Origin of the sequence: Micromonospora sp. NPDC048894 (assembly GCF_040649765.1) — a bacterium.
GTDB classification, from domain to species: domain Bacteria; phylum Actinomycetota; class Actinomycetes; order Mycobacteriales; family Micromonosporaceae; genus Micromonospora; species Micromonospora antibiotica.
In genome coordinates this window covers 63,050-82,369 of sequence record NZ_JBEZFY010000003.1, presented here as the reverse complement: position 1 = coordinate 82,369, position 19,320 = coordinate 63,050, and the positions used below count along the sequence as shown (strand labels likewise).

Below are 19,320 nucleotides of genomic sequence, written 5' to 3'. Positions count from 1 at the left end.
GTGCTGTCGGCCGTTAGGTGTGCCGCCCGCTGTTGACCCCGCCGGAGATGTCGGCGTTGGTCGCCTCCATGCTCGCCAGGAGTCGGCCCAGTTCCCGCAGGTCCTCCTGGTAGCCCTGGGGCACCGCGCCGAGCAGCCGGATGAGGTCCGCGCCGACCGACGCCTTCGGCAGGTTCGCCACGATCTCGTCGATGTCCGCGTACGGTTCCCCGACGAGTCCGGGATGGTCGGTGTCGCTGCGCCGCAGCGCCCGCTGCACCCGGTCCAGTTCCTCGGTGAACGGGTCGAAGTTCGGGTTGGTCAGCCGGCCGGTGTCCGCACCGATCGGCCCCACGGCCGGGGGCATCAGTGGGCTCCGGCCGGGGGCGTCGGCGTCGGGTCGTCGGCCGGCCCGGCCGTCCGGAACATCTCGTTGAGCAGCTGGTCCATCGGCAGCGGGCCGTGTTCCGGGTCGGCCCCGCCGGTCAGCAGGTCCATCATGGGCAGGCCGGCGGGGAGCAGCGACTCGAACGCGGCGACGGTACGGGCCATCGCCTCGCCCCGGGCCGCCTCGATCGTGTCGACCAGCAACTCCCCCAACTCCGGACCGGCCATCGTCCGGTACGCCGAGGTCGGAAACTTGATCGCCGTGACCGCTCCCCGACTGTCGACGGTCACCGCCACCGCCCGGTTCTTCGCGGTGACCGTGCTGTAGACGGTGTGCAGGCCACCCTGGATCTCGTCGATCGCGGCCTTCTGCCGTTCGAGTTCGGCGAGCGCCTGCTCGACCTGGTTGGACAACGGACTCGACATCTGTCCTCACCTCCGGTTGTCTCTGCGGTTCGTCTGCTGCGGGGCACCACGACGGTCGACCCGTCGTGCGTGCCGACGGCGGTCAACCCCGGCCGCGCGCCTGTTCCCGGCCGTGCACCACCGGGCCGGTGGCGGGGGTCTGCTCCGCCTGCACCGGCGTCGCCACCGGCTGCCGCCTCGGCGGATCGGTCCGGCCGACCACGGCCGCCGTACACGTCGGGTCGGCTCCCCATGCCTGCTCGTCCTCGGTCAACCGGGTGGTGCGGCGGGCGCCCGCGTCGCTGTCCCGACCACCAGGTGCGCCGATCGACGGCACGACGGGCGGCCCGAACGGCCGGCTGCCGAGCTGTCCTGGTACCGGGGATCCGCTGCCCGCCGTGCCCGACAACCCCGGGCCACCGGCCGCACCGGACGACCCGGCACCGCCGGGCAGCCCCGTGCCTGCGGGCAACCCGGTGCCCGCAGGCAGCCCCGCGCCGCCGGCACCGCCGAGCGGGCCGGCGAGCAGGGCGGCGAGTTCCCGGCCGACGGCGGAGCCGCCGACGGCCGCCCGCGACGGCGGGGCGACCGGCCCGTCCGCCAGGTCACCGATGTCGACGCCGCCGGCCCAGTCGCCCAGCGCGCCGCCGGAGCGGCGGTCGCCGTCCGGAGCGCCACCGCCGGCCCGTCCGCCGATCACCGGACCAACGCCGCCGGCCAGACCACCAACCCCGGCCAGCGCACCGCCGCCCCAGCCGCCCACGCCGGTACGCCCCAGGGCACCGACCGCGCCGACGCCGTCGCCGGCCACACCGGAGGTGCCGAGGACGCTGAGGTCTGCGGAGCCGCCGGCCAGGCTCGCCGCACCGAGCGCCGACAGACCCGCCCCGCCGAACCCGCCCCCGCCCGACGCGCCGATCGCACCGATGGCTGTCGGGCCGCCGCCCAGAGCGGCGCCCGTCCCGCCGGCTCCCGAGGACGAGAACGAGGACGACAGGTCCGGTACGCCGCCACCGGCCCCGTCGAATCCGGCACCACCGCCGCCGGTCCCGTCGAATCCGGTGCCGCCGAACTGGGTGGTGGAGTGCACCTCGTTGGGAGGTGGACCGCCGGTGGGGCCGTCCGAGGTGCCCGGTGGTGGGGGCGGTTGGTCACCGCCGCCGGGCGGGCCCGCGAACCGGTTGACGATCCCGCTGGTCTCCCGCAACGCGGTGACGAGCTGCGCCAACGCGTCGCGCATCGCCAGGTCGAGCCGGACGAGCTGGCGTAGCCAGGCGGTGCGCAGCAGCACGTCGAGAGCGGTCCAGCCGGCCGCGGTGGTCAGGTCGAAGGTGCCGCTGACCGGCCCGGTGCCGTAGGTGTCCGGGATGGTGACTCCGACCGCGTTCAGGCTGCCCTGGTCGACCTGCGCGAGGATGCTGCGGACCGTGCTGAACAGCGCGGTCGGGTGGTACGTGTTGAACCACTCGTGGGTGTGGTCGCTGAACTCCCGCCAGGCGTCGTTGATCCGCTCGCGGAACATCAGCAGGTCGTTGGACTGCCGGAAGACCCGGTCCGACCAGGCGTTGGCCTCGTTGGTGGCGTTCATGTCCCGGGTGAGCCGGTCGATGTCGGCGTGCAGGGTGTTCAGGGCCGCCACGAAGACCGCCGAGGCCGAGCCCTCGAACCCGGAACCGGCCCCGCTGATCCCGTCGCGCAGCACCCGCAGCTCGGCGGCGGTGGTGAGCAGCGTCTGCTCGACCCGCCACAGCAGGTTGCCGGCGTCGGTGAAGCTGCGTTCGCTGAACCAGCCGTTGGTGCCGGCGTACAACCGGGTGAGGGCGTTGACGCTCGCCCGGTAGAAGCTGTCGAACGCGGTGGCCGGTGGCGGGCCGCCGGTCCCCTCCCAGAAGGTGACGTGGCCCCGCACGATCTCCCAGAGGTCCCGCTGCGGGTCGTCCACCCCGGGTCCGACCCGGCGGTAACCCATCAGCTCCCGGTCGCCCGGGTCGACCGTGGGGCGGGTGCCCCGGTCCAGCTCCTGGGTCCGTCGTTCGACGAACCGGACCCAGGAGACCCCGTGGCCGGCGACCAGGTCGCGGTCGATCAGCGTGCCGCTGCCCTGGTCGGTGCCGTCGCGACCCTCGTTGAGGACGTCCTGGAGCATCCGTTCCCAGGTCCAGCCGGCGTACTGCGGGTTCGGGGCGGTCACCGCGCGACCCGCCCGGGTCGCCGGTCAGCCACGGCGACGTCCCGTCGTACGGGTGGGGCCGGGCGACTGACCGGGTCGGCGCGGCGCAGCCGGCACCGTGACGGTCGGCTCCTCGGACTGTCCGGACCGGCCGATGACGGCCATCCCGCACTCCGGGTCGGTGCCCCAGACGTCCTCTTCCTCTTCCAGCCAGGTCTTGCGCTCACGGTCCTTCTCCCCCTGTTGACCGCCCCCACCCATGCCACCCATGCCGCCCATCGGCGGCATCATCGGCAACCCGCCGGCCGCCGAGCCGGCGGAGTCGACGCCCCGTGCCCCGCTGCCGCCGGGCCCGACGCCGGCCGGTTCGCCGAGCAACGCGGCCAGTTCGCTGCCGAGGGCCACCCCGCTGGTCGAGGACTCGCCCGCCGGTGAGCCGCCGCCCAGGTTGCCGACGTCCACGCCGTCCACGTCGGTCGGGAACTGCGCCGACGGATTGGTGGTGTCGTCGCCGAGGCCACCCGCCCCGCCGCCCCTGACCCCGCCCACGCCACCCGAACCGCCGGAGGAACCCAGGCTGCCCGGCCCACCCAGCACGGGGGGCAGGCCGGGAACGACGACACCGCCGCCCAGGCCGGGGCCGCCGAGCCCACCACCGAGCCCACCACCGCTGCCGCCACCGGCCGAGCCGGAGCCCGTGCCACCGCCGAGCAGGTCGTCCCAGTCGGTGCCGCCGAGCCCGCCGGCCGACCCACCGGCACCGAGGTCGCCGCCACCGAGTCCCAGGCCACCCGTCCCGCTCCCGACGCCCGACCCACCACCCAGGCCCAGATCGCCACCGAGACCGAGGCCGGACCCCCCGCCGAGGTCACCCCCACCGCCCACGCCCAGATCACCACCGCCACCGCCCACGCCCAGGTCACCGCCACCACCCATGCCCAGGTCACCGCCACCGCCCAGGTCACCACCACCGCCCATACCCAGGTCACCGCCACCGCCGATGTCGGGGCCACCACCGCCGTTCAGATCCGGACCGTTGAGGTCGGGGGTGCCGCCCGGCGGCGGGGTGGTGCCGGTGGTGGTCGGTGGGGGCGAGATGACGCTCACCAGGTGGGTGACGGACCGCAGCCGGGTGGTCAACCGCGCCAGCTCGGTACGCATCGTGGCGTCCAGCTCCCGCAACTGGCCGAGCCAGGCACCCTTGATCATGTTGTCGACGCTCTGCCAGCCGGCCTCGGTCATCAGGTTGAAGGTGCCGCTGTTCACCGTGCCGTTGCCGTACGCGTCCGGCAGGGTGACCGTGACCTGGCTGAAGTTGCCCGTCCTGACCTCGGTGACGATCTTCTTCAACGAGTCGATCAGCGTGGTCGGGTTGTAGCCGTTGAACCACTGGAACGTGTGGTCGCTGAATTCCCGGAACGAGCTGGCGATCTTGTTACGGAAGGTCGTCATGTCGTCGACCACGTCGTCGACCTGATCGGACCAGGCCCGGTCGGCGCTGTTCGCATTCATGTCGACGGCGAGCCGGTGGACGTCCCGACGCATGTTCGCCACCGCCCCGATGAACACGCCGGAGGCGTTGCCCTGGAACCCGGAGGCGTCGTCGCCGACCCGGTCCAGGATGGTCTTCAGCTCCCGCTCGGTGCTGATCAGGCTGTTCTCCACGTCGTGCAGCATCTTGGCGGCGTCGGCGAAGCTCTTCCAGCTGAACACGGGGTTGGTGCCGCTGGTCAGCCGCTGCAACGCCCCCTCGCTCGACTTGTAGAAGGTCTCGAAGGCGCCGCGCGGGGAGGGCGCCCCCTCGGTCTGCGAGTCGCTGAAGACGATCTTCACCTGGATGAACTGGGTCCGGGTGGTGTAGTGGGGTTTCCCGTCGCGCACCGAGCCGACCGAGCTGATCCGGTAGAGGAAGAACTCGTTGCCGTCGAGCGAGTCGATCCGGTTGGTCACGTCGCCGTCGCTGGGTGGCTGTGACGACTCGGTCACGTCGTCCAGGTGGTCGACGAGACGCAGCCACCGCACGTCCGGGCCGGCCACCAACCTACGGTCCAGCATGGTGCCACCGGTGCCGTCGGGACCGTCCCGGCCCTCCCCCAACACGTTCTGGAGCATCGATTCCCAGGTCCACTGGGACATGTCCTGGTACGGCGCGGTCACCGGATCACGCCGTCGGGTTCGGGGTGGGGTTGGGCGGGGTGCCGGTGCCGGTGCCGGTGCCGGTGCCGGGCAGGAACTCCAGGAAGCGCTCGGCAGTGATCGAGTTGAGCGACTCGATGTACTCCGAGTTCGCCAGCAGCTCGGTCAGCCCCACGGCGAGGCTGTTCATCGTGGTCCGGTGCGTGGTCATCCGGGCCAGCAGCGTGTCGCCGGTCTTGTTGAGCTGGTCGCGGATGGTCTTGCCCGGCTCGAAGTTGTTCGTGCCGGCCGAGACGACCAGGTCACGAAGCGTCTGTGAGACGTACTGGCCCTGCCCGGAGGTGGCGGTGTCGACCGCGTCCCGCAGGCTGTTCAGCTTCGCGACGAGCTGGGTGATGTAGGGCTCGTCGATGACGATCGGCATCTGGTGCTCCGTTCCGTGAGGTGGGGGGCGGGCGGCCCGGTACCGCCCGCCACACCGAAGGTCAGACGTTGCCCTGGAACAGCGCGGCACCCCGCGCGTCGCCCAGCCGGTAGTTGTCGTGGATCTGGTCCAGCCGGGACGAGGCGTCGGCGAGCGCGCGGCGCATCTCCTCGATCCCGGCGTTCCACTTCGCCTGCGCCGCGGTGAACGCCTCCCGGGTGTCGCCGGAGTTGGCGCTGACGTACGTCTGGACGACGGTGTTGAGTTCGTCGATCGAGTTCTGGATGCTGTTGGTCACGCCCTGCAACTCGGCCGAGCTGTCCAGCAGACCGTTGGGGTTGAGTCCGTACGACGGCATGGGTCGTCCTTTGTGAGGGGTCGGTCGGTGGTCAGGTCCAGCTCGCGGAGAGGGCGTTGTCCTGCTCCACCTGCGCGCTGGTCTGGTAGTGCGAGGTCATCGCGGTGTTCAGGTCGAGCAGCCCCTGCTTGACCTTGCTCAGCCCTTCCAGCCACTGCTGGATGGAGGTGGTGAAGGCGGTCTTGGCCTCCCCACGCCACTGGGTGTCCAGGAAGCTGGACGTGTTGTCGACGGCGCGCTGCGCCGCGTCGCACTGGGCGTCGGTCTGGTTCATCGCCGAGATGGTGCTGCGGATAGTCTGCTCGTCTACCTCATTGCCGAGTGGCATCGGCGCTCCTTCCGGTTGGGGCGGCCGCGGCGGTTCCGCGTCGCCGGTTCCGCTGACCGGCCGGTCTCACCCGACGACCCGGGCGGGGTCGAGGGCGGGTCCGGTCGGCAGCAGATCGATCAGGTCCGGTGACACCACGGTCGCGGTCGCGGGGGCGTAACCCAGCCGCTCCGCCACCGCCGCACCGGCGAGGGGGTACTTCACCCCGGCGTCGGTCACCAGGTGGTAGCCGGTGCCGGGCTGTCCGGCGCGACCGGTGACCACCAGCCCACCCCGTCCCGGCGTGACCGCCACCGCGTCGGCGGTGTGCGCCGTCCGGGTCACCCCGACGCCGCCTCGGACGATGCCGGTCGCCGGCACCGGCCGGGCCGCCACGACCCGGGGGCGACCGTCGGCACCGAACCGCAGGCACCAGGCCAGGCCGGCGGCCCGGGAGGCCGCCGCCGGCGCCACCGCCGGCAGTTCCTCGGCCACGGGTGGTCGGGCCGCGAGGGGCAGCCGGGCCAGTGCCGCCGGACTCAGCACGGTCGGGACCACCGCACGGCCGCCGTACCCGGCGACGGTCGCCGGGTCGGCGGCCAGCAGCGCGTACGCCAGGGGGGTCAGCCGGGCCAGCCCGTCGCGGCGCAGCAGGTAGTGCCGTTCCGCTCCGTCGGCCGGTCGGGCGGTGAACAGCTGACCGATCCGGGTCGGTTGCCCGTCCACCTCCGGCCCGGCCTCCCCGCGCCCCGGCACCGCGACCGGCCCCAGGTCCACCCCGGCGGGAATCAGGTCCAACCAGGCCGCCGGTACGGTGACCGGCGGCCCGTCGTGGCCCAGCACCGCCGGCAGCCACGGCGCGGTGAGCCGGAACCGGTGACCGTTCCAGATCAGATAGCCGGCGGTCGGGTCACCGGCGGGCCGGACCAGCACCGCCCGGTCGGCGGCCAACGGGGTCCCATCGGCCGCCGGGGCGACGGACAGGGTCAACGCCGTCGTCTCGGTGCCGGCCAGATCCGTGGCGCTGGGCGCGCACGCGGTCCACCCGACCCCGGCCAGGCCACCGGCCGGCAGCACGTCGGGAGCGCCGACGATGCCCAGCGGCTGCCCGTGCGCCACCCCGCGCAGCGACTTCGCCGACACGGTGACGACGGCGAGTTCCTCACCGAGCAGCAGCCGGGCCGAGGCGTAGTTGAGCACCGGGCGCAGCCGCCCGCCCAGGTAGAGGTAGCGCGAGCCGGTCTCCTTCTCCACCACCAGCGATCCGGCCTTGCGCCAGGCGGTGGCCCCACCGGGGGAGAAGAAGCCGTACAGGGTGAAGCCGCCCATCACCAGTGCGGCGACCAGGACCCCGGCGAGCAGCCCGACGGTGGTACGCCGGTGCGGCGTCTCCAGGCCGTCCGGTTCGCCGGCCACCAGTGCGGCGGTGAGCCGGCCCAGCAGGTGCGACTGCGCCTGCACCTGGTCACGTCGGGACTGCACGACGTCAGCCCCCGATCGCCCGGAAGTAGTCGTACACGTGCAGGACGGCGAGGCCGATCGGCAGCAGGGCCACCGCCGCCGCGGTCAGGGTCAGGTCCCCGACCCGCCCCCAGTACGGCGTCAGCCGCCGCCCGGTGAGGCTCCGACCGGCCAGCAGCAGCGCCGGTACGGCGACCGGCAGCACCCCGAGCGCCACCACCCGCCCCAGCGGTCCCGCACCGGCCAGGGCCTGCACGGCGACCGCAGTGGGTCCGACCAGCGCGGGCACCGCCTGGGTCAGTCGGTGCCAGGCGCTGGTCATCGGTCGGGCGTTGAGCGACCAGACCAGCGCGACCAGCAGCACCAGGGTCGTCTCCGCCCAGCCCGCCCGGTACGCCACCGACAGCAGCGCCACGGCGGTGGCCGCCGCCAGCCCGGCGTACAGGGCGGTCATCAACCGGTCGACGGCCCGCGCCCGGTCCATCAGAGGGCCGGCCGGTTCCGGGTCGATGTCCTCCTGGAGGTGTTCGGGTCGGGTCGGCAACGGGGCGAGGCGCAGCCCGGCGAGGCGGAACGCGAACAGGGGCACCATCAGCACCAGCGCGGTCGCGGCCACCGCCACCACCGCGCCCGCCTGCGGCCCGGTGCGCCCACCCACCGTGGCGACGGCCCCGCCGAGCACGCCCAGCAGCAGCGCGGTGGACCCGGCGACGAAGACCGGGGTGGCCGCGCCGAGCAGTACGGCGGCGAGCACCGCCACCGCCGCCCCGGTCGCGGTCCCGCCCAGCACCTGCGGCCCGGTCAGCCCCGGCCCGACGGCCGCGCCGTCACCGGGCAGCACCAGCCCGGCCAGACCGGCGTAGCCGGTAGCGGCGACGGCCAGCAACACGCCGAACCCGCGCTCACCGCCGGCCCGGACCACCGCGGCACCGCCACCCAGCGCCACCGTCGCCACCGCCAGCGCCGCCACCGCCCGCAGCAGCACCGGTCCCGGCATGAGCAGGGCCACCAGGCCGACGCCGAGCAGCAGACCGGCCAGCGCCAGCACCACCGGGCGGATCAGCTCGGGACGCCACCGGCCGGGCCGGTCCCGCACCCCCGTCGCCATCCCGTCGACGAGGTCGTCGAAGTCGACCTCGGGCAACTGGTCGGCGCGCGGACGCAGGTGGACCAGGTCACCGTCGCGCAGGTCGAGCGCGGTGACGGTGCTCTCCTCGTCCAGCGGGGGTGAGCCGGCACGTTGCAGGACCCACCCGCCGTGGCTCAACCCCGTGTCGGCCAACCCGTCGCCGAGGTGGTGCAGCAGCGCCGGCAACAGGTCGGCGACGACCACCCCGACCGGCACGGCCACCTCGATCTGCCGGCTCGGTCCGCGTACGACCAGCCGGCACATCTGCTCGGTCTCGGTGCCCGTCACGGCCCCTTCAACGACAGCCGCCCGGAGATCGTTCAACGGCTCTGCGGAATTTTCTTTTCGCCGTCGCCCCGGGAAACCGGATCGACCCGCAACGGCCCGCGCTCCGTTGTGGAGGGGGGCCGACGGCCCCGGGTGGAGGGAGACGACCATGGGTACGGTGCTGTTCCGGCGGCCGGCGCGACGCAGCGGGCCGGAGATGCCCACCGGCGAGTTGACCCTCCAGGAGCCGCCGGAGCTGAGCGAGCCGCAGCAGAACGGTGCCCGGCAGGCGATGATGGTGCTGCCGATGGCGCTGATGACCGGCGTGATGATGCTGATGTTCATGGGCCCGTCGCGGGGCCCGTTGACCTGGGTGATGGCCGGCATGATGGCGGTGGCCATGGGCGGGGTGATGATCGGCTCGGTCATCGCCAGCAGCGGGGAACGCAAACAACGCCACGGCGGTGACCGCCGCGACTACCTGCGTTACCTCGCCCAGCACCGCCGCCGGGCCCGCCGGTTCGCCCAGGACCAGCGCGACTCCAGCCTGTGGCGGCACCCCGACCCGGCGTCGTTGTGGTCGCTGGCGATGACCACCCGCCGCTGGGAGCGCCGCCCCACCCACCCGGACTTCCTGGAGATCCGGGTCGGCACCGGTGAGCAACGGTTGGCGGTCCGGATCGCGCCGATGCAGACCAAACCGGTGGAGGATCTCGAACCGGTCGCCGCGAAGGCGCTGCGCCGGTTCATCCGGGCCTACAGCACCCTGCCCGACCAGCCGGTGGCGTTGTTCCTGCCGGGCTTCGCCGAGATCCGGGTGACCGGGGACCGGGCGGCGGCGCGGGCGTTGCTGCGGGCCCTGCTCACCCAGCTCGCCGCACTGCACGCGCCCGAGGAGGTGCGGGTGGCGCTCTGCGTCGACCCAGACGGGTCGGCGGCGTGGGAGTGGGTCAAGTGGCTGCCGCACGCCCAGCACCCCGCCGAGCAGGACGCCGCCGGTGGGCTCCGGCTGGCCGCCGACGGCATCGAACGCCTCGAACGGCTGCTCGGCGCCGAGTTCACCGGCCGCCCCCGCTACGAGGCGGGCGCCACCCCCGACCGGGACGAGCCGTACGTGGTGGTGATCCGCGACGGCGGCCGGGTGCCAACCGGTCACCGGCTGACCACCGGCGGCTACCGCAACGCGGTCTTCGTCGACCTCGACGACCCGCCGGTGGCGACCGGGAAGGGCATCATCAACCTGGAGGTCGCCGACGGCACGCTGACCATGCTCGGGCGCGACCGGGTGGGCCAGGAGACCCGGCAGGTGCTCGCCGCCCCCGACCTGCTCGGTCCGGCGTCGGCCCGGTCGGTGGCCCGGCTGCTGTCGCCCTACCGGCTGGCCGTCGCCACCGAGCTGGCCCCCGAGCCGATGAAGGCCGACTTCGACCTCGGCACGTTGCTGCGTATCCCCGACCTGGAACGGTTGGAGCTGGCCGCGCTACGCGAGCGGCGCGGCCCCGACGAGCGGCTGCGGGTGCCGATCGGGGTCGACGCCACCGGCACCCCGGTCGAGCTGGACATCAAGGAGTCCGCCCGGGGTGGCATGGGTCCGCACGGCATGCTGATCGGCGCGACCGGCTCGGGCAAGAGCGAGCTGCTGCGTACGCTGGTGCTGGCGCTGGCCGTGACGCACTCCTCGGAGACGCTCAACCTGGTCCTGGTCGACTTCAAGGGCGGCGCCACCTTCCTCGGCCTGGACCGACTGCCGCACACCTCCGCGGTGATCACCAACCTGGCCGACGAGGCGGCACTGGTCGGGCGGATGCGCGACGCCCTGCACGGCGAGCTGGTACGCCGGCAGGAGCTGCTGCGGGCCGCCGGTGGCTTCAGCTCGGTGCTGGACTACGAGAAGGCGCGCGCCGGTGGTGCCCCGCTCGACCCGCTGCCCACCCTCTTCGTGGTCGTCGACGAGTTCTCCGAGCTGCTCGCCGCGCACCGGGACTTCATCGACCTGTTCGTCATGATCGGCCGGCTCGGCCGGTCGCTGGCCGTGCACCTGCTGCTGGCCAGCCAGCGCGTCGACGACGGCCGGATCGGGCAGTTGGAGTCGCACCTGTCGTACCGGATCGGGTTGCGGACCTTTTCCGCGATGGAGTCCCGCTCGGTGATCGGGGTGCCCGACGCCTACGAGTTGCCGGCCGCCCCGGGCAACGGCTACCTGCGGATGGACGTGTCGACCCTGCTCCGGTTCAAGGCCGCGTACGTCTCCGGGGAGTACCGCCCCCGCCGGGCCCGGGTCCGCCAGGACGTGGTCCAGCGGCAGGTGGTGCCCTACCGGCTGGACCTCGTACCGGCGGAGAACCCGACCCCGCCGGCTCCTGCCGACCCGCCGACCGACCCGGACGGGCCGCCCGTGCCCGACGCGCCCGCCGCGCGCAGTGTCTTCGCGATCGTCACCGACCAGCTGGTCGACTCCGGGCCGCCGGCCCACCAGGTCTGGTTGCCGCCGCTGGCCGACTCCCCCACCCTGGACAGTCTGCTGCCGGCCCTGGCCCCCGATCCCGACCTCGGGCTGATCGCCACGGACTGGCCCGGCAACGGCCGGCTGGTGGTCCCGCTCGGCTTCATCGACAAGCCCTACGAGCAGCTGCGTGACCTGCTCACCGTGGACCTGTCCGGGGTGGGTGGGCACATCGGGGTCGCGGGCGGCACCCGCAGCGGCAAGAGCACCCTGATCCGTACGCTGATCTGCGCGCTGGCGCTCACCCACCGCCCCACCGAGGTGCAGTTCTACTGCCTGGACTTCGGCGGCGGCACGCTGGGCACCGTCGCCGGGCTGCCGCACGTGGGCAGTGTCGCGGGTCGGCTCGACACCGACCGGGTCGGCCGGACCGTCGCCGAGGTCACCGGCCTGATCAACCAGCGGGAGCGGCGCTTCACCGAGCAGGGCATCGACAGCATCCAGACCTACCGGCAGCTGCGGGCCGACGGCCGGGTCGCCGACGACCCGTACGGCGACGTGTTCCTGGTGGTCGACGGCTGGTTCACGTTGCGGCAGGAGTTCGAGGCGTTGGAGGTGGCGCTGCGGCAGATCGCCGCCCGGGGGCTCAACTTCGGCGTCCACCTGATCGTCAGCGCGGCCCGCTGGTCGGAGGTGCACCACAGCATGCGTGACCAGCTCGGCATCAAGCTGGAGCTGCGCCTCGGCGACGCCGTGGACTCCGCCATCGACCTGCGGCTGGCGGCGACCGTGCCGCGTGCACCGGGGCACGGCCTCACCCCGGAGAAGCTGCACTTCCTGGGGGCCCTGCCGCGCATCGACGGCAACCCGGACCCGGACAGCACGGCCGACGGGGCACGGGAACTCGCCGGTACGGTCGCCGAGTTCTGGTCCGGGCCGGTGGCGACGCCGGTGCGGACCCTGCCGGCGGTGCTGCCCGCCGCCGAGCTGCCGCCGGCCGAGGGTGACCTGTGGGTGCCGCTCGGCTTGGACGAGGCCGACCTGAAGCCGTACTGGCACGACTTCTCAGAGCTGCCGCACCTGACCGGGCTCGGTGACAGCCAGAGCGGCAAGACCAACCTGCTGCGGCACCTGGCCCGCCTGATCGTCGGCAGGTTCAGCCCGGCCGAGGCCCGGATCCTGATCGTCGACTACCGGCGGCAACTGTTCGACTCGGTCCCGGCCGAGTACCGCCTCGGCTACTCGGTCTCGACGGACTCCACCCGGGAGACCGTCGCCGACGCGGTGGTGGGGCTCAAGGGCCGGCTGCCGGGTAAGGACGTCAGCCCCGAGCAGCTGCGCCGCCGCGACTGGTGGACCGGGCCCCGGCTGTTCGTCCTGGTCGACGACTTCGAGATGCTCGCCGGGCAGGACAACCCCCTGCAACCACTGATCCCGTACGTCCCGCACGGCGTCGACATCGGGTTGCACGTGGTGGTCGTCCGGGGCACCGCGAACCTGATGCGGATGTCGATGGACCCGTTGCTGCGGCGGCTCCAGGAGGCCAGCAGCCCGGACCTGGCGCTGTCCTGCCCACCCACGGAGGGGCCGCTGCTGGGCGGGGTGAAGGGTCGGCACCTGCCGCCGGGGCGGGCGATGGTGCTCACCCGTCGGGGACACCGCGTGATCCAGACCGCATACGTCGAGCCTGATCCCGGGGTCAGTGGCGGCGGCGCCGACGCAGGCCGACGGTGAGGGTGGCGAGCGTGAGGATCGTTGCCAGCACGGCGATCGCACCGGCAGGGCTCCTGCGTTCCACGGTGGTGGCGGGGCCGGCCAGTGTCGCGTTCACCGCCGCCGCCGGATTGATCATGCCCCAGCCGTACCACGGGTCGGGTCGGCCCGCCGCCGCCGTCGAGGCCCCGTCGGCCGTGGCCCTGACCCGGGCCGCCGCCGCGACGGCATCCAGCCGGGGCTCGCTGGCCCGGACCAGGGCCACCAGACCGGCGACGAAGGCGACGGCGTAGTCCGTACCCGTGCCCTGCACCTCCCCCGAACCGATGCCGAGGCTCACCACGTCCACCCCCGGTGCCACCACGTCGACCTCGCCCGACCGGTAGACCTCGGCCAACCGGTCGTCCGGGCCCACCGCGCCGACCCGCAGCACCCCCTCCGGCAGGGTGGTGCCCGCGGGGGCCGTCGCCGCCCGGGCCGCCACCACCACGGTGGTACCCCGGGCGACCGCCGTGCGCAGCGCCGCCACCACCCGCTTGTCGGTGGTGTCCACCGACGCGCCGATCAGGGCCACCCCCGCACCTGCCGCCGTCGCCACCCGCAGTGCGGTCACCAGGCTGGCCGAGTCGGCCGTCCCGGCGGACCGGCCGATCCGGACCGGCACGATGGTCGCCTCCGGGGCGAGGCCGACGAAGTCGGTGCCCCGCTGCCGGCTGGCGGCGACGATGCCGGCCATCGCGGTGCCGTGGCCCGTGCAGTCCCGGTCTCCCCGGGAACCGTCGGTGGGGTCCACGGTGGCGTCCGCCCCGGGCCGCACCCGGCCGTCGAGGGCCGGCAGGGCACCGTCCACCCCGGAGTCGAGGACGGCGACCGTGACGTTCGCCCCCCGACCCCGGGTCCAGGCCACCTCCGGGGTCAGCCGCAACTGCGCCCAGGGCACTCCGCCGATCCGCCGGCCCGGGGCCACCGTGCAGACCACCTCGCTGGCCGGCGGTACGGTCGGTCGGGGGCGGCGCGACGCCGTCGGGCTGGCCGGGGTGAACACCGGCAACGGACCGTAGCTGACCTCGGCACCGACCGCGTCCCACGGCACCACCAGCAGCCAGCCCCGCCGCAGCACCGCCGGATCGGTGACCGGCACGCCGTCCGGCTGGACGCGCCCCTTGTTCAGCGCGAAGATCTCCAGGTAACGCTCCGCGTCGCCCAGGACCCGCAGCGCGACCTCCCAGAGGTGTTCGACCCTCCCCTGCGCCGCGCCGACCACCACGTACTTCACGAAGCCGTTAGGTGCGACGGCCCCACCGGGCAGGTCCGGCGGGGCGGTGGTGGGTGCGGGCACGGCCGCCGCCGGCACCGCCGGGACCATCGTGGAGGCCAGGAGGCCGAGCCAGCACAGCAGCACTGCGGGCAGTGGGCGGGGCCACCGGACCCGGTGGCGTCCGGTCACCGCAAGCGGGCGGGACAGCGCTACCTCCCAGCGTCGTCGTGGCCCGCCCAGGCTACGGCGTCCTGCTCGCGCCCCCGATGTCCGGTCGATTGCGATTCGACCAACCCCCACGGATGGCGGGAACCCGTGCTGAACAGATCGCCGGTCGCCGCCGTTGTAGGCACCGGCCGGGGAAGGGCTCCCCCGGTGCGGACGGAGGAGGGAACCGTGCACATCCCGACCGCCCCCGGTGGCGGGCGACCACCGGAGCAACAGGCGACCCGGCACGCCACCCACCACGGGTGGCTCGGCACACTCCTGCCGGTGGTGGCGGTCCTGGCCGCCCTCACCCTCACCGCCGGTCCCGCCGCAGCCGGTGCGGCGTCGGCCGGCCCGACGCCGGCCAGCGCGACCCCGAACGGTCCGACGCCCGCCAGCGCGACACCGGCCGGGCGGTACTACGTGGTGGGGCCACCGGTGGCCGGCCAGCGGGAGTACCTCTACCAGATCGCGGCCAACACCCTCGGCGACGGCAACCGGTACCGGGAGATCTTCGAGTTGAACCGGGGCCGCCGGCAGCCCGACGGGGGGCGGCTCACCGACCCGGCCGAGCTGCGCCCCGGCTGGGTGCTGGCGCTGCCGCCCGACGCGCGGGGGACGGGCGTACGCACCGGTCCGCTCCCGCCGACCGGCGGGGCCGCCCCCGCACCACCGGAGACTGCCGACCCCGGGCAGCACGGTCGACTGGTCGGGCTCGCCGGCCTCGCCGCCGTCGCCCTGCTCGTCGCCACCCTGCTGCGCCGGCCGGTCCGGCGGCGTGCCCTGCCCGGACGGCCCCCGCCGCTCGCCCTCGACGCGGGCCGGGTGGCGTCTCCACCACCGACCGTCGAGGTCGACCCACCCATCGAGGTCGATCCGCCCGCCGAGGTCGATCCGCCCGCCGAGGGGGTGCCCACCGTCGTGGTCGTCGCACCTCTGCCGGAGGGTCCGCCGCAACGGGCGGGTCGGCCGGCACCGGCGGATCCGGTGCACCGGCCCGGCCCGGTGCCCGTCGCCGCCGTGATCCCGCAGCCCCCGCCCTGCGTGGCCGACGACCTCGACACCGAGGTGACCTCACCCTCGGGCACCCTCGCGGTCCGGGTGCCCGGGGGCGCACCGGGCGGCCGGCCGCACTACGCCTGGCAGCTCCCGACACAACCCCCGCCGTCGATGCGGCTGCCGGTCCGGCTGGGCCACCGGCGGGGCTGGGCGCTCTGGATCGACCTGGCCGGCACCCCGGACGTGTTCACCGTGACCGGCCCGGGCGGGGCCGCCCGGCAGCGGGCGCGGACGCTCGCCGAGCAGGTGTACGCCGCCGGGCACACGGTCACCGTGGTCGGCGACCTGTTCGGACCGGACCTGCCCGAAGGCTGGGCACACCGGGCGGCTTTCCCCACCGACGAGGCGGATCTGCCGGACGGCCCCGGGGTGTTGTGCATGGCCGCCCTGTCCGGCCCGGAACTGACCTTCGCCCACCGGATCGCCACCCTGACCGGGCACCGGCTGGTGCCGGTCGTCGTCGGCCGGGCGCTGCGGGCCCGCTGGGCGGTGACCGTCCGGCCGACCACCGCCCCCGCTGCTGTCGCCGAGCTCGTCGGTGCCGTCGTCCCGGGCAGCGGAGGTCGCTCGGCCCGCGAGGGCGGTTTTCCCGTCGAGCGTGGTGAACCGTGACCGGTCGCGCACCGTTGTGGGCCCGGGGGGCCGCGTCCACGGCACCTCCGGTCCGGGGCGTCACGCCGACCGCTGCCCACCCACGACGAGGAGACGGTGCATGACCCGGTTGCTGCTTTCCTGGGCCCGTTCGCTGGGTTGCCTCGTGGCGACCGGCGTGCTGGTGATCGCCCCCCTCACCCCGGTCCGGGCGGCCCCACCGCCGCCCCCGACCTATGTGAAGTACTACCCGGTGGGCGCGGGGTCGGAGAGCACGGGGTCGGAGGGCGCGGTGACGAACCTGGCCGGGGTGGCTGCCCGGTTCCTGGCCGACCCCGACCGGGCCGACGAGATCTACCGGCTCAACGAGGGCCGCCGTCAACCCGACGGCGGGCGGCTCACCGCCGTCGGGCAGCAGTTGGTCGCCGGATGGTTGCTGGTGCTGCCCTGGGACGCCTTCGGCGACGAGGTCCGCTACGGTCTGCTGCCGACGGACCCGCCGAAGGCGGCACCGGCCCGGCCTGTTCCCCGGGCGGGCACCCCGACGTGTGCCGCTGCCATCTCCGGCGGCGGCGGGTCGAACTGGGCCGCCACGAAACTCTCCACGGCACGCGCCTGGGAGCACGGCACGGGGGCCGGGGCGCTGGTGGCGGTGGTCGACTCCGGCGTCGACGGCGAGCTTGCGGCCCTGGCCGGGCGGGTGGCGCCCGGGTCGGACGTCATCACCGGCAAGGCCCGCGCCGACACCGACTGCCTGGGTACGGGCACCGCGATGGCGAGCGTGATCGGGGCGGACTCCGGTGCCGGCTCGCCCGCACCGCCGGCGGTCGGCGTGGCCCCGGAGGCGGCCATCCTGCCGGTCCGGATCGTCGCCGACGGCACCGGCGCCGATCCGTCACGAACCGCCCTCGGGATCGAGGTCGCCGTCTCGGCCGGCGCGACAGTGATCGCACTGGGCGGGTACGCCAGACTCACCGACCCGGCCGTGACGGAGGCCGTGCGCTCGGCGGTGGCGCACGACGTGGTGGTGGTCGCCCCGGCCACCACCGACGGCACCGCGGCCGTCGCCCAGGAGGGTCTGCTCCGGGTCGCCGGGGTCGGCCCCGACCTGCGGCCCGTGCTGGCGTACCCGGCTGGTGGGGTCGACGTCACCGCGCCCGGCCTCGACGTGGCGACGCTCGGTGTCGGTGACCCCGCCCCCCGGGCCCGTACCGGCACCGAGTACGCCGTGGCCTATGTCGCCGGGGTGGCCGCGCTGGTCCGCTCGGCGCGGCCCGGGACGAACGCCGTGCAGGTGGCGCGTCGGATCAGCGCCACCGCCGACCCGGGGACCCGGTCGAGTCCGAGCCCGGAGAACGGCTGGGGCCTGATCGATCCGCTGGCGGCGGTCAGCCCCGACCCGGCCCAGGCGGTGTCACCGGCCCGATCCGGTTCCGCTCTCTGGCCGGCGTTGGTGGCCGGCGGGCTCGGGCTCTTCCTGCTGGCGGTGGTGGGGGTGTTCGCCAGACGGGCCCGACGGCTCACCCACCACGGACCGGCCACTGTCGAGGTCGCCGCACCAGTGGTCCTTCCGGTGCCGGCGACGCACCACGAACGGCGGAGCCTGCACGTGCCGGACGTCCGGCACGAACCGGCGGCACCAGTCGCTGCGCAGGTGCCGGCGGCACCGCAGGCACGGATGACACCACAGGAACCGCTGGTGCCGCAGGAACCGCTGGCACCACAGGAACCGGTGGTGCCGCGCGAGCCGGGGGCACTGCGCGAGCCGGGGGCACTGCGCGAGCCGGGGGCACTGCGCGAGCCGGGGGCACTGGCGTGACCGGTGCGGGCCGCCGTCGTGGTCGCGCCGTCGTGGCCGGGGCACTCGTCACCGTCGGGGTGCTCGTCGCCCCACCGGTCCCGGCCGCCGGTGCCGGGGAGCCGCCGCCGCTACCCACGACGGCGGGCGGTTGTGTCGGGCCGTCCCCGGTGACGGCCCGGGAAACCCCCTGGGCGTTGCGCCTGCTCGCCCCGCAGACCATCTGGCCGTTGACCCGGGGCGCCGGGGTGCTGGTCGCCGTCGTGGACTCCGGCGTCAGCGCCGCCGCACCCGCCCTGGCCGGTGCCGTACGACCGGGTGTCGACGTCACCGGCGGGCGGGCGGACAGCGACTGCGCCGGCCGGGGCACCGCGCTGGCCGGGATCGTCGCGGCCCGGCCGGCCAGTGGCGAAGGCCCCACCGGCCTCGCCCCGGAGGCCGGGATCCTGCCGGTCCGGATCACCGACGCGAACCGCCGGATCAGCCCGGCCCGGCTCGCCACCGGCATCCGGCGGGCCACCACCGCCGGGGCGGACGTGATCCTCGTCGCCACCGGGGTCACCACCGCGACCCCCGACCTGGCCGCTGCCGTGCAGGCCGCGGTGGACCGGGACATCCTGGTGGTCGCCGCCGTCACCGACCGGGGTGGGGACAACGGTGGGGACCCGCCGGTCGGCTATCCCGCCGGGTTCGCAGCGGTGCTGGCGGTGAACGCGGTCGGTGTCGACGGGGGGTCCGGTCCGGTGGCGGCCGGCGCGGGCACCGACCTCGCCGCCCCGGGAGCCGGGCTGGGCGTCGCCCCACGCGGGTCCGGCCACTACACCGTCGGTGGCGCGGCCGTGGCCGCCGCCTACGTCGCCGGGGTCGCCGCGCTGGTCCGGTCGTACCACCCGGAGCTGTCCCAGGCCGAGGTCCGCGCCCGCCTGGAACGGACCGCGATCCCCCCACCGGGCGGCGGGCCGGACCTGGGCGTCGGCGGTGGGACACTCGACGCGTACGCGGCGGTCGCCGCGCTCGCCCCCCGTCAGGCCAGCCCGCCGGTGCCGGTCCCGGCGGGGCCGGTCGACGTGCCCACCGTCCCCGGGCCGTCCCGCTCGGCACGGGTGGCCGGCCTGACCACCGTCGGCGCCCTCGTGACGACCCTGCTCGTGGCCGCCACCGCCCGCTCCCGCCGGACCCGGCCCGCCGGGAACGGCAACAGGTGAGGGTGGGAACGGCCGGTGTCGCG

General features: G+C 74.8%; 14 protein-coding genes. 4 read left to right on the top strand and 10 right to left on the bottom strand.

Annotated elements, in window-relative coordinates; genetic code table 11:
• Positions 1–13 precede the first annotated feature (13 nt).
• The 9 genes from AB0C22_RS07625 to eccD form a co-directional block, all read right to left on the bottom strand.
• Positions 14–346: a hypothetical protein gene (locus tag AB0C22_RS07625; protein ID WP_357534114.1), complete on the bottom strand. Its 333-nt coding sequence runs from the start codon at positions 344–346 to the stop codon at positions 14–16.
• On the bottom strand, positions 346–792 hold the full coding sequence (locus tag AB0C22_RS07620; protein WP_357534112.1) for a YbaB/EbfC family nucleoid-associated protein: 447 nt from the start codon (positions 790–792) through the stop codon (positions 346–348). Before AB0C22_RS07620 ends, AB0C22_RS07625 begins: the two co-directional genes overlap by 1 nt.
• 82 nt (positions 793–874) lie before the next feature.
• Positions 875–2,962, bottom strand: coding sequence for a hypothetical protein (locus tag AB0C22_RS07615; RefSeq protein WP_357534110.1), 2,088 nt, complete (start codon positions 2,960–2,962; stop codon positions 875–877).
• Between the two features lie 24 nt (positions 2,963–2,986).
• A complete protein-coding gene (locus AB0C22_RS07610; RefSeq protein WP_357534108.1) occupies positions 2,987–5,098 on the bottom strand; it encodes a hypothetical protein in 2,112 nt (703 codons plus the stop codon).
• Between the two features lie 4 nt (positions 5,099–5,102).
• Positions 5,103–5,501: a hypothetical protein gene (locus tag AB0C22_RS07605; protein ID WP_357534106.1), complete on the bottom strand. Its 399-nt coding sequence runs from the start codon at positions 5,499–5,501 to the stop codon at positions 5,103–5,105.
• A 61-nt stretch (positions 5,502–5,562) separates the two neighbouring features.
• Entirely contained in the window at positions 5,563–5,859 is a 297-nt protein-coding gene (locus AB0C22_RS07600; protein ID WP_208567484.1) for a WXG100 family type VII secretion target, read from the bottom strand.
• A gap of 31 nt (positions 5,860–5,890) precedes the next feature.
• Positions 5,891–6,187, bottom strand: coding sequence for a WXG100 family type VII secretion target (locus AB0C22_RS07595; protein ID WP_204923310.1), 297 nt, complete (start codon positions 6,185–6,187; stop codon positions 5,891–5,893).
• Between the two features lie 66 nt (positions 6,188–6,253).
• Positions 6,254–7,648: a type VII secretion protein EccB gene (gene eccB, locus AB0C22_RS07590; protein ID WP_219463187.1), complete on the bottom strand. Its 1,395-nt coding sequence runs from the start codon at positions 7,646–7,648 to the stop codon at positions 6,254–6,256.
• Positions 7,649–7,652: 4 nt separating this feature from the next.
• Positions 7,653–9,044 (bottom strand): type VII secretion integral membrane protein EccD, encoded by a 1,392-nt coding sequence (eccD, locus tag AB0C22_RS07585; RefSeq protein ID WP_357534104.1) that lies wholly within the window; start codon positions 9,042–9,044, stop codon positions 7,653–7,655.
• Positions 9,045–9,192: 148 nt separating this feature from the next.
• On the opposite strand from eccD, the gene eccCa reads away from it, so the two are divergent.
• The gene (eccCa, locus tag AB0C22_RS07580) at positions 9,193–13,200 is read left to right on the top strand and encodes a type VII secretion protein EccCa (protein ID WP_357534102.1); all 4,008 of its coding nucleotides are present in this window, start codon (positions 9,193–9,195) and stop codon (positions 13,198–13,200) included.
• Here eccCa and AB0C22_RS07575 read toward each other — a convergent pair.
• Positions 13,166–14,581, bottom strand: a complete 1,416-nt coding sequence (locus AB0C22_RS07575; protein ID WP_357534100.1) for a S8 family serine peptidase — start codon at positions 14,579–14,581, stop codon at positions 13,166–13,168. The genes eccCa and AB0C22_RS07575 overlap by 35 nt on opposite strands.
• 252 nt (positions 14,582–14,833) lie before the next feature.
• On the opposite strand from AB0C22_RS07575, the gene AB0C22_RS07570 reads away from it, so the two are divergent.
• From AB0C22_RS07570 to AB0C22_RS07560, 3 genes are all read left to right on the top strand, one after another.
• Entirely contained in the window at positions 14,834–16,315 is a 1,482-nt protein-coding gene (locus tag AB0C22_RS07570) for a hypothetical protein (RefSeq protein WP_357534098.1), read from the top strand.
• Between the two features lie 100 nt (positions 16,316–16,415).
• Entirely contained in the window at positions 16,416–18,113 is a 1,698-nt protein-coding gene (locus AB0C22_RS07565) for a S8 family serine peptidase (RefSeq protein ID WP_219463197.1), read from the top strand.
• A 32-nt stretch (positions 18,114–18,145) separates the two neighbouring features.
• Entirely contained in the window at positions 18,146–19,297 is a 1,152-nt protein-coding gene (locus AB0C22_RS07560) for a S8 family serine peptidase (RefSeq protein ID WP_219463199.1), read from the top strand.
• Positions 19,298–19,320 lie beyond the last annotated feature (23 nt).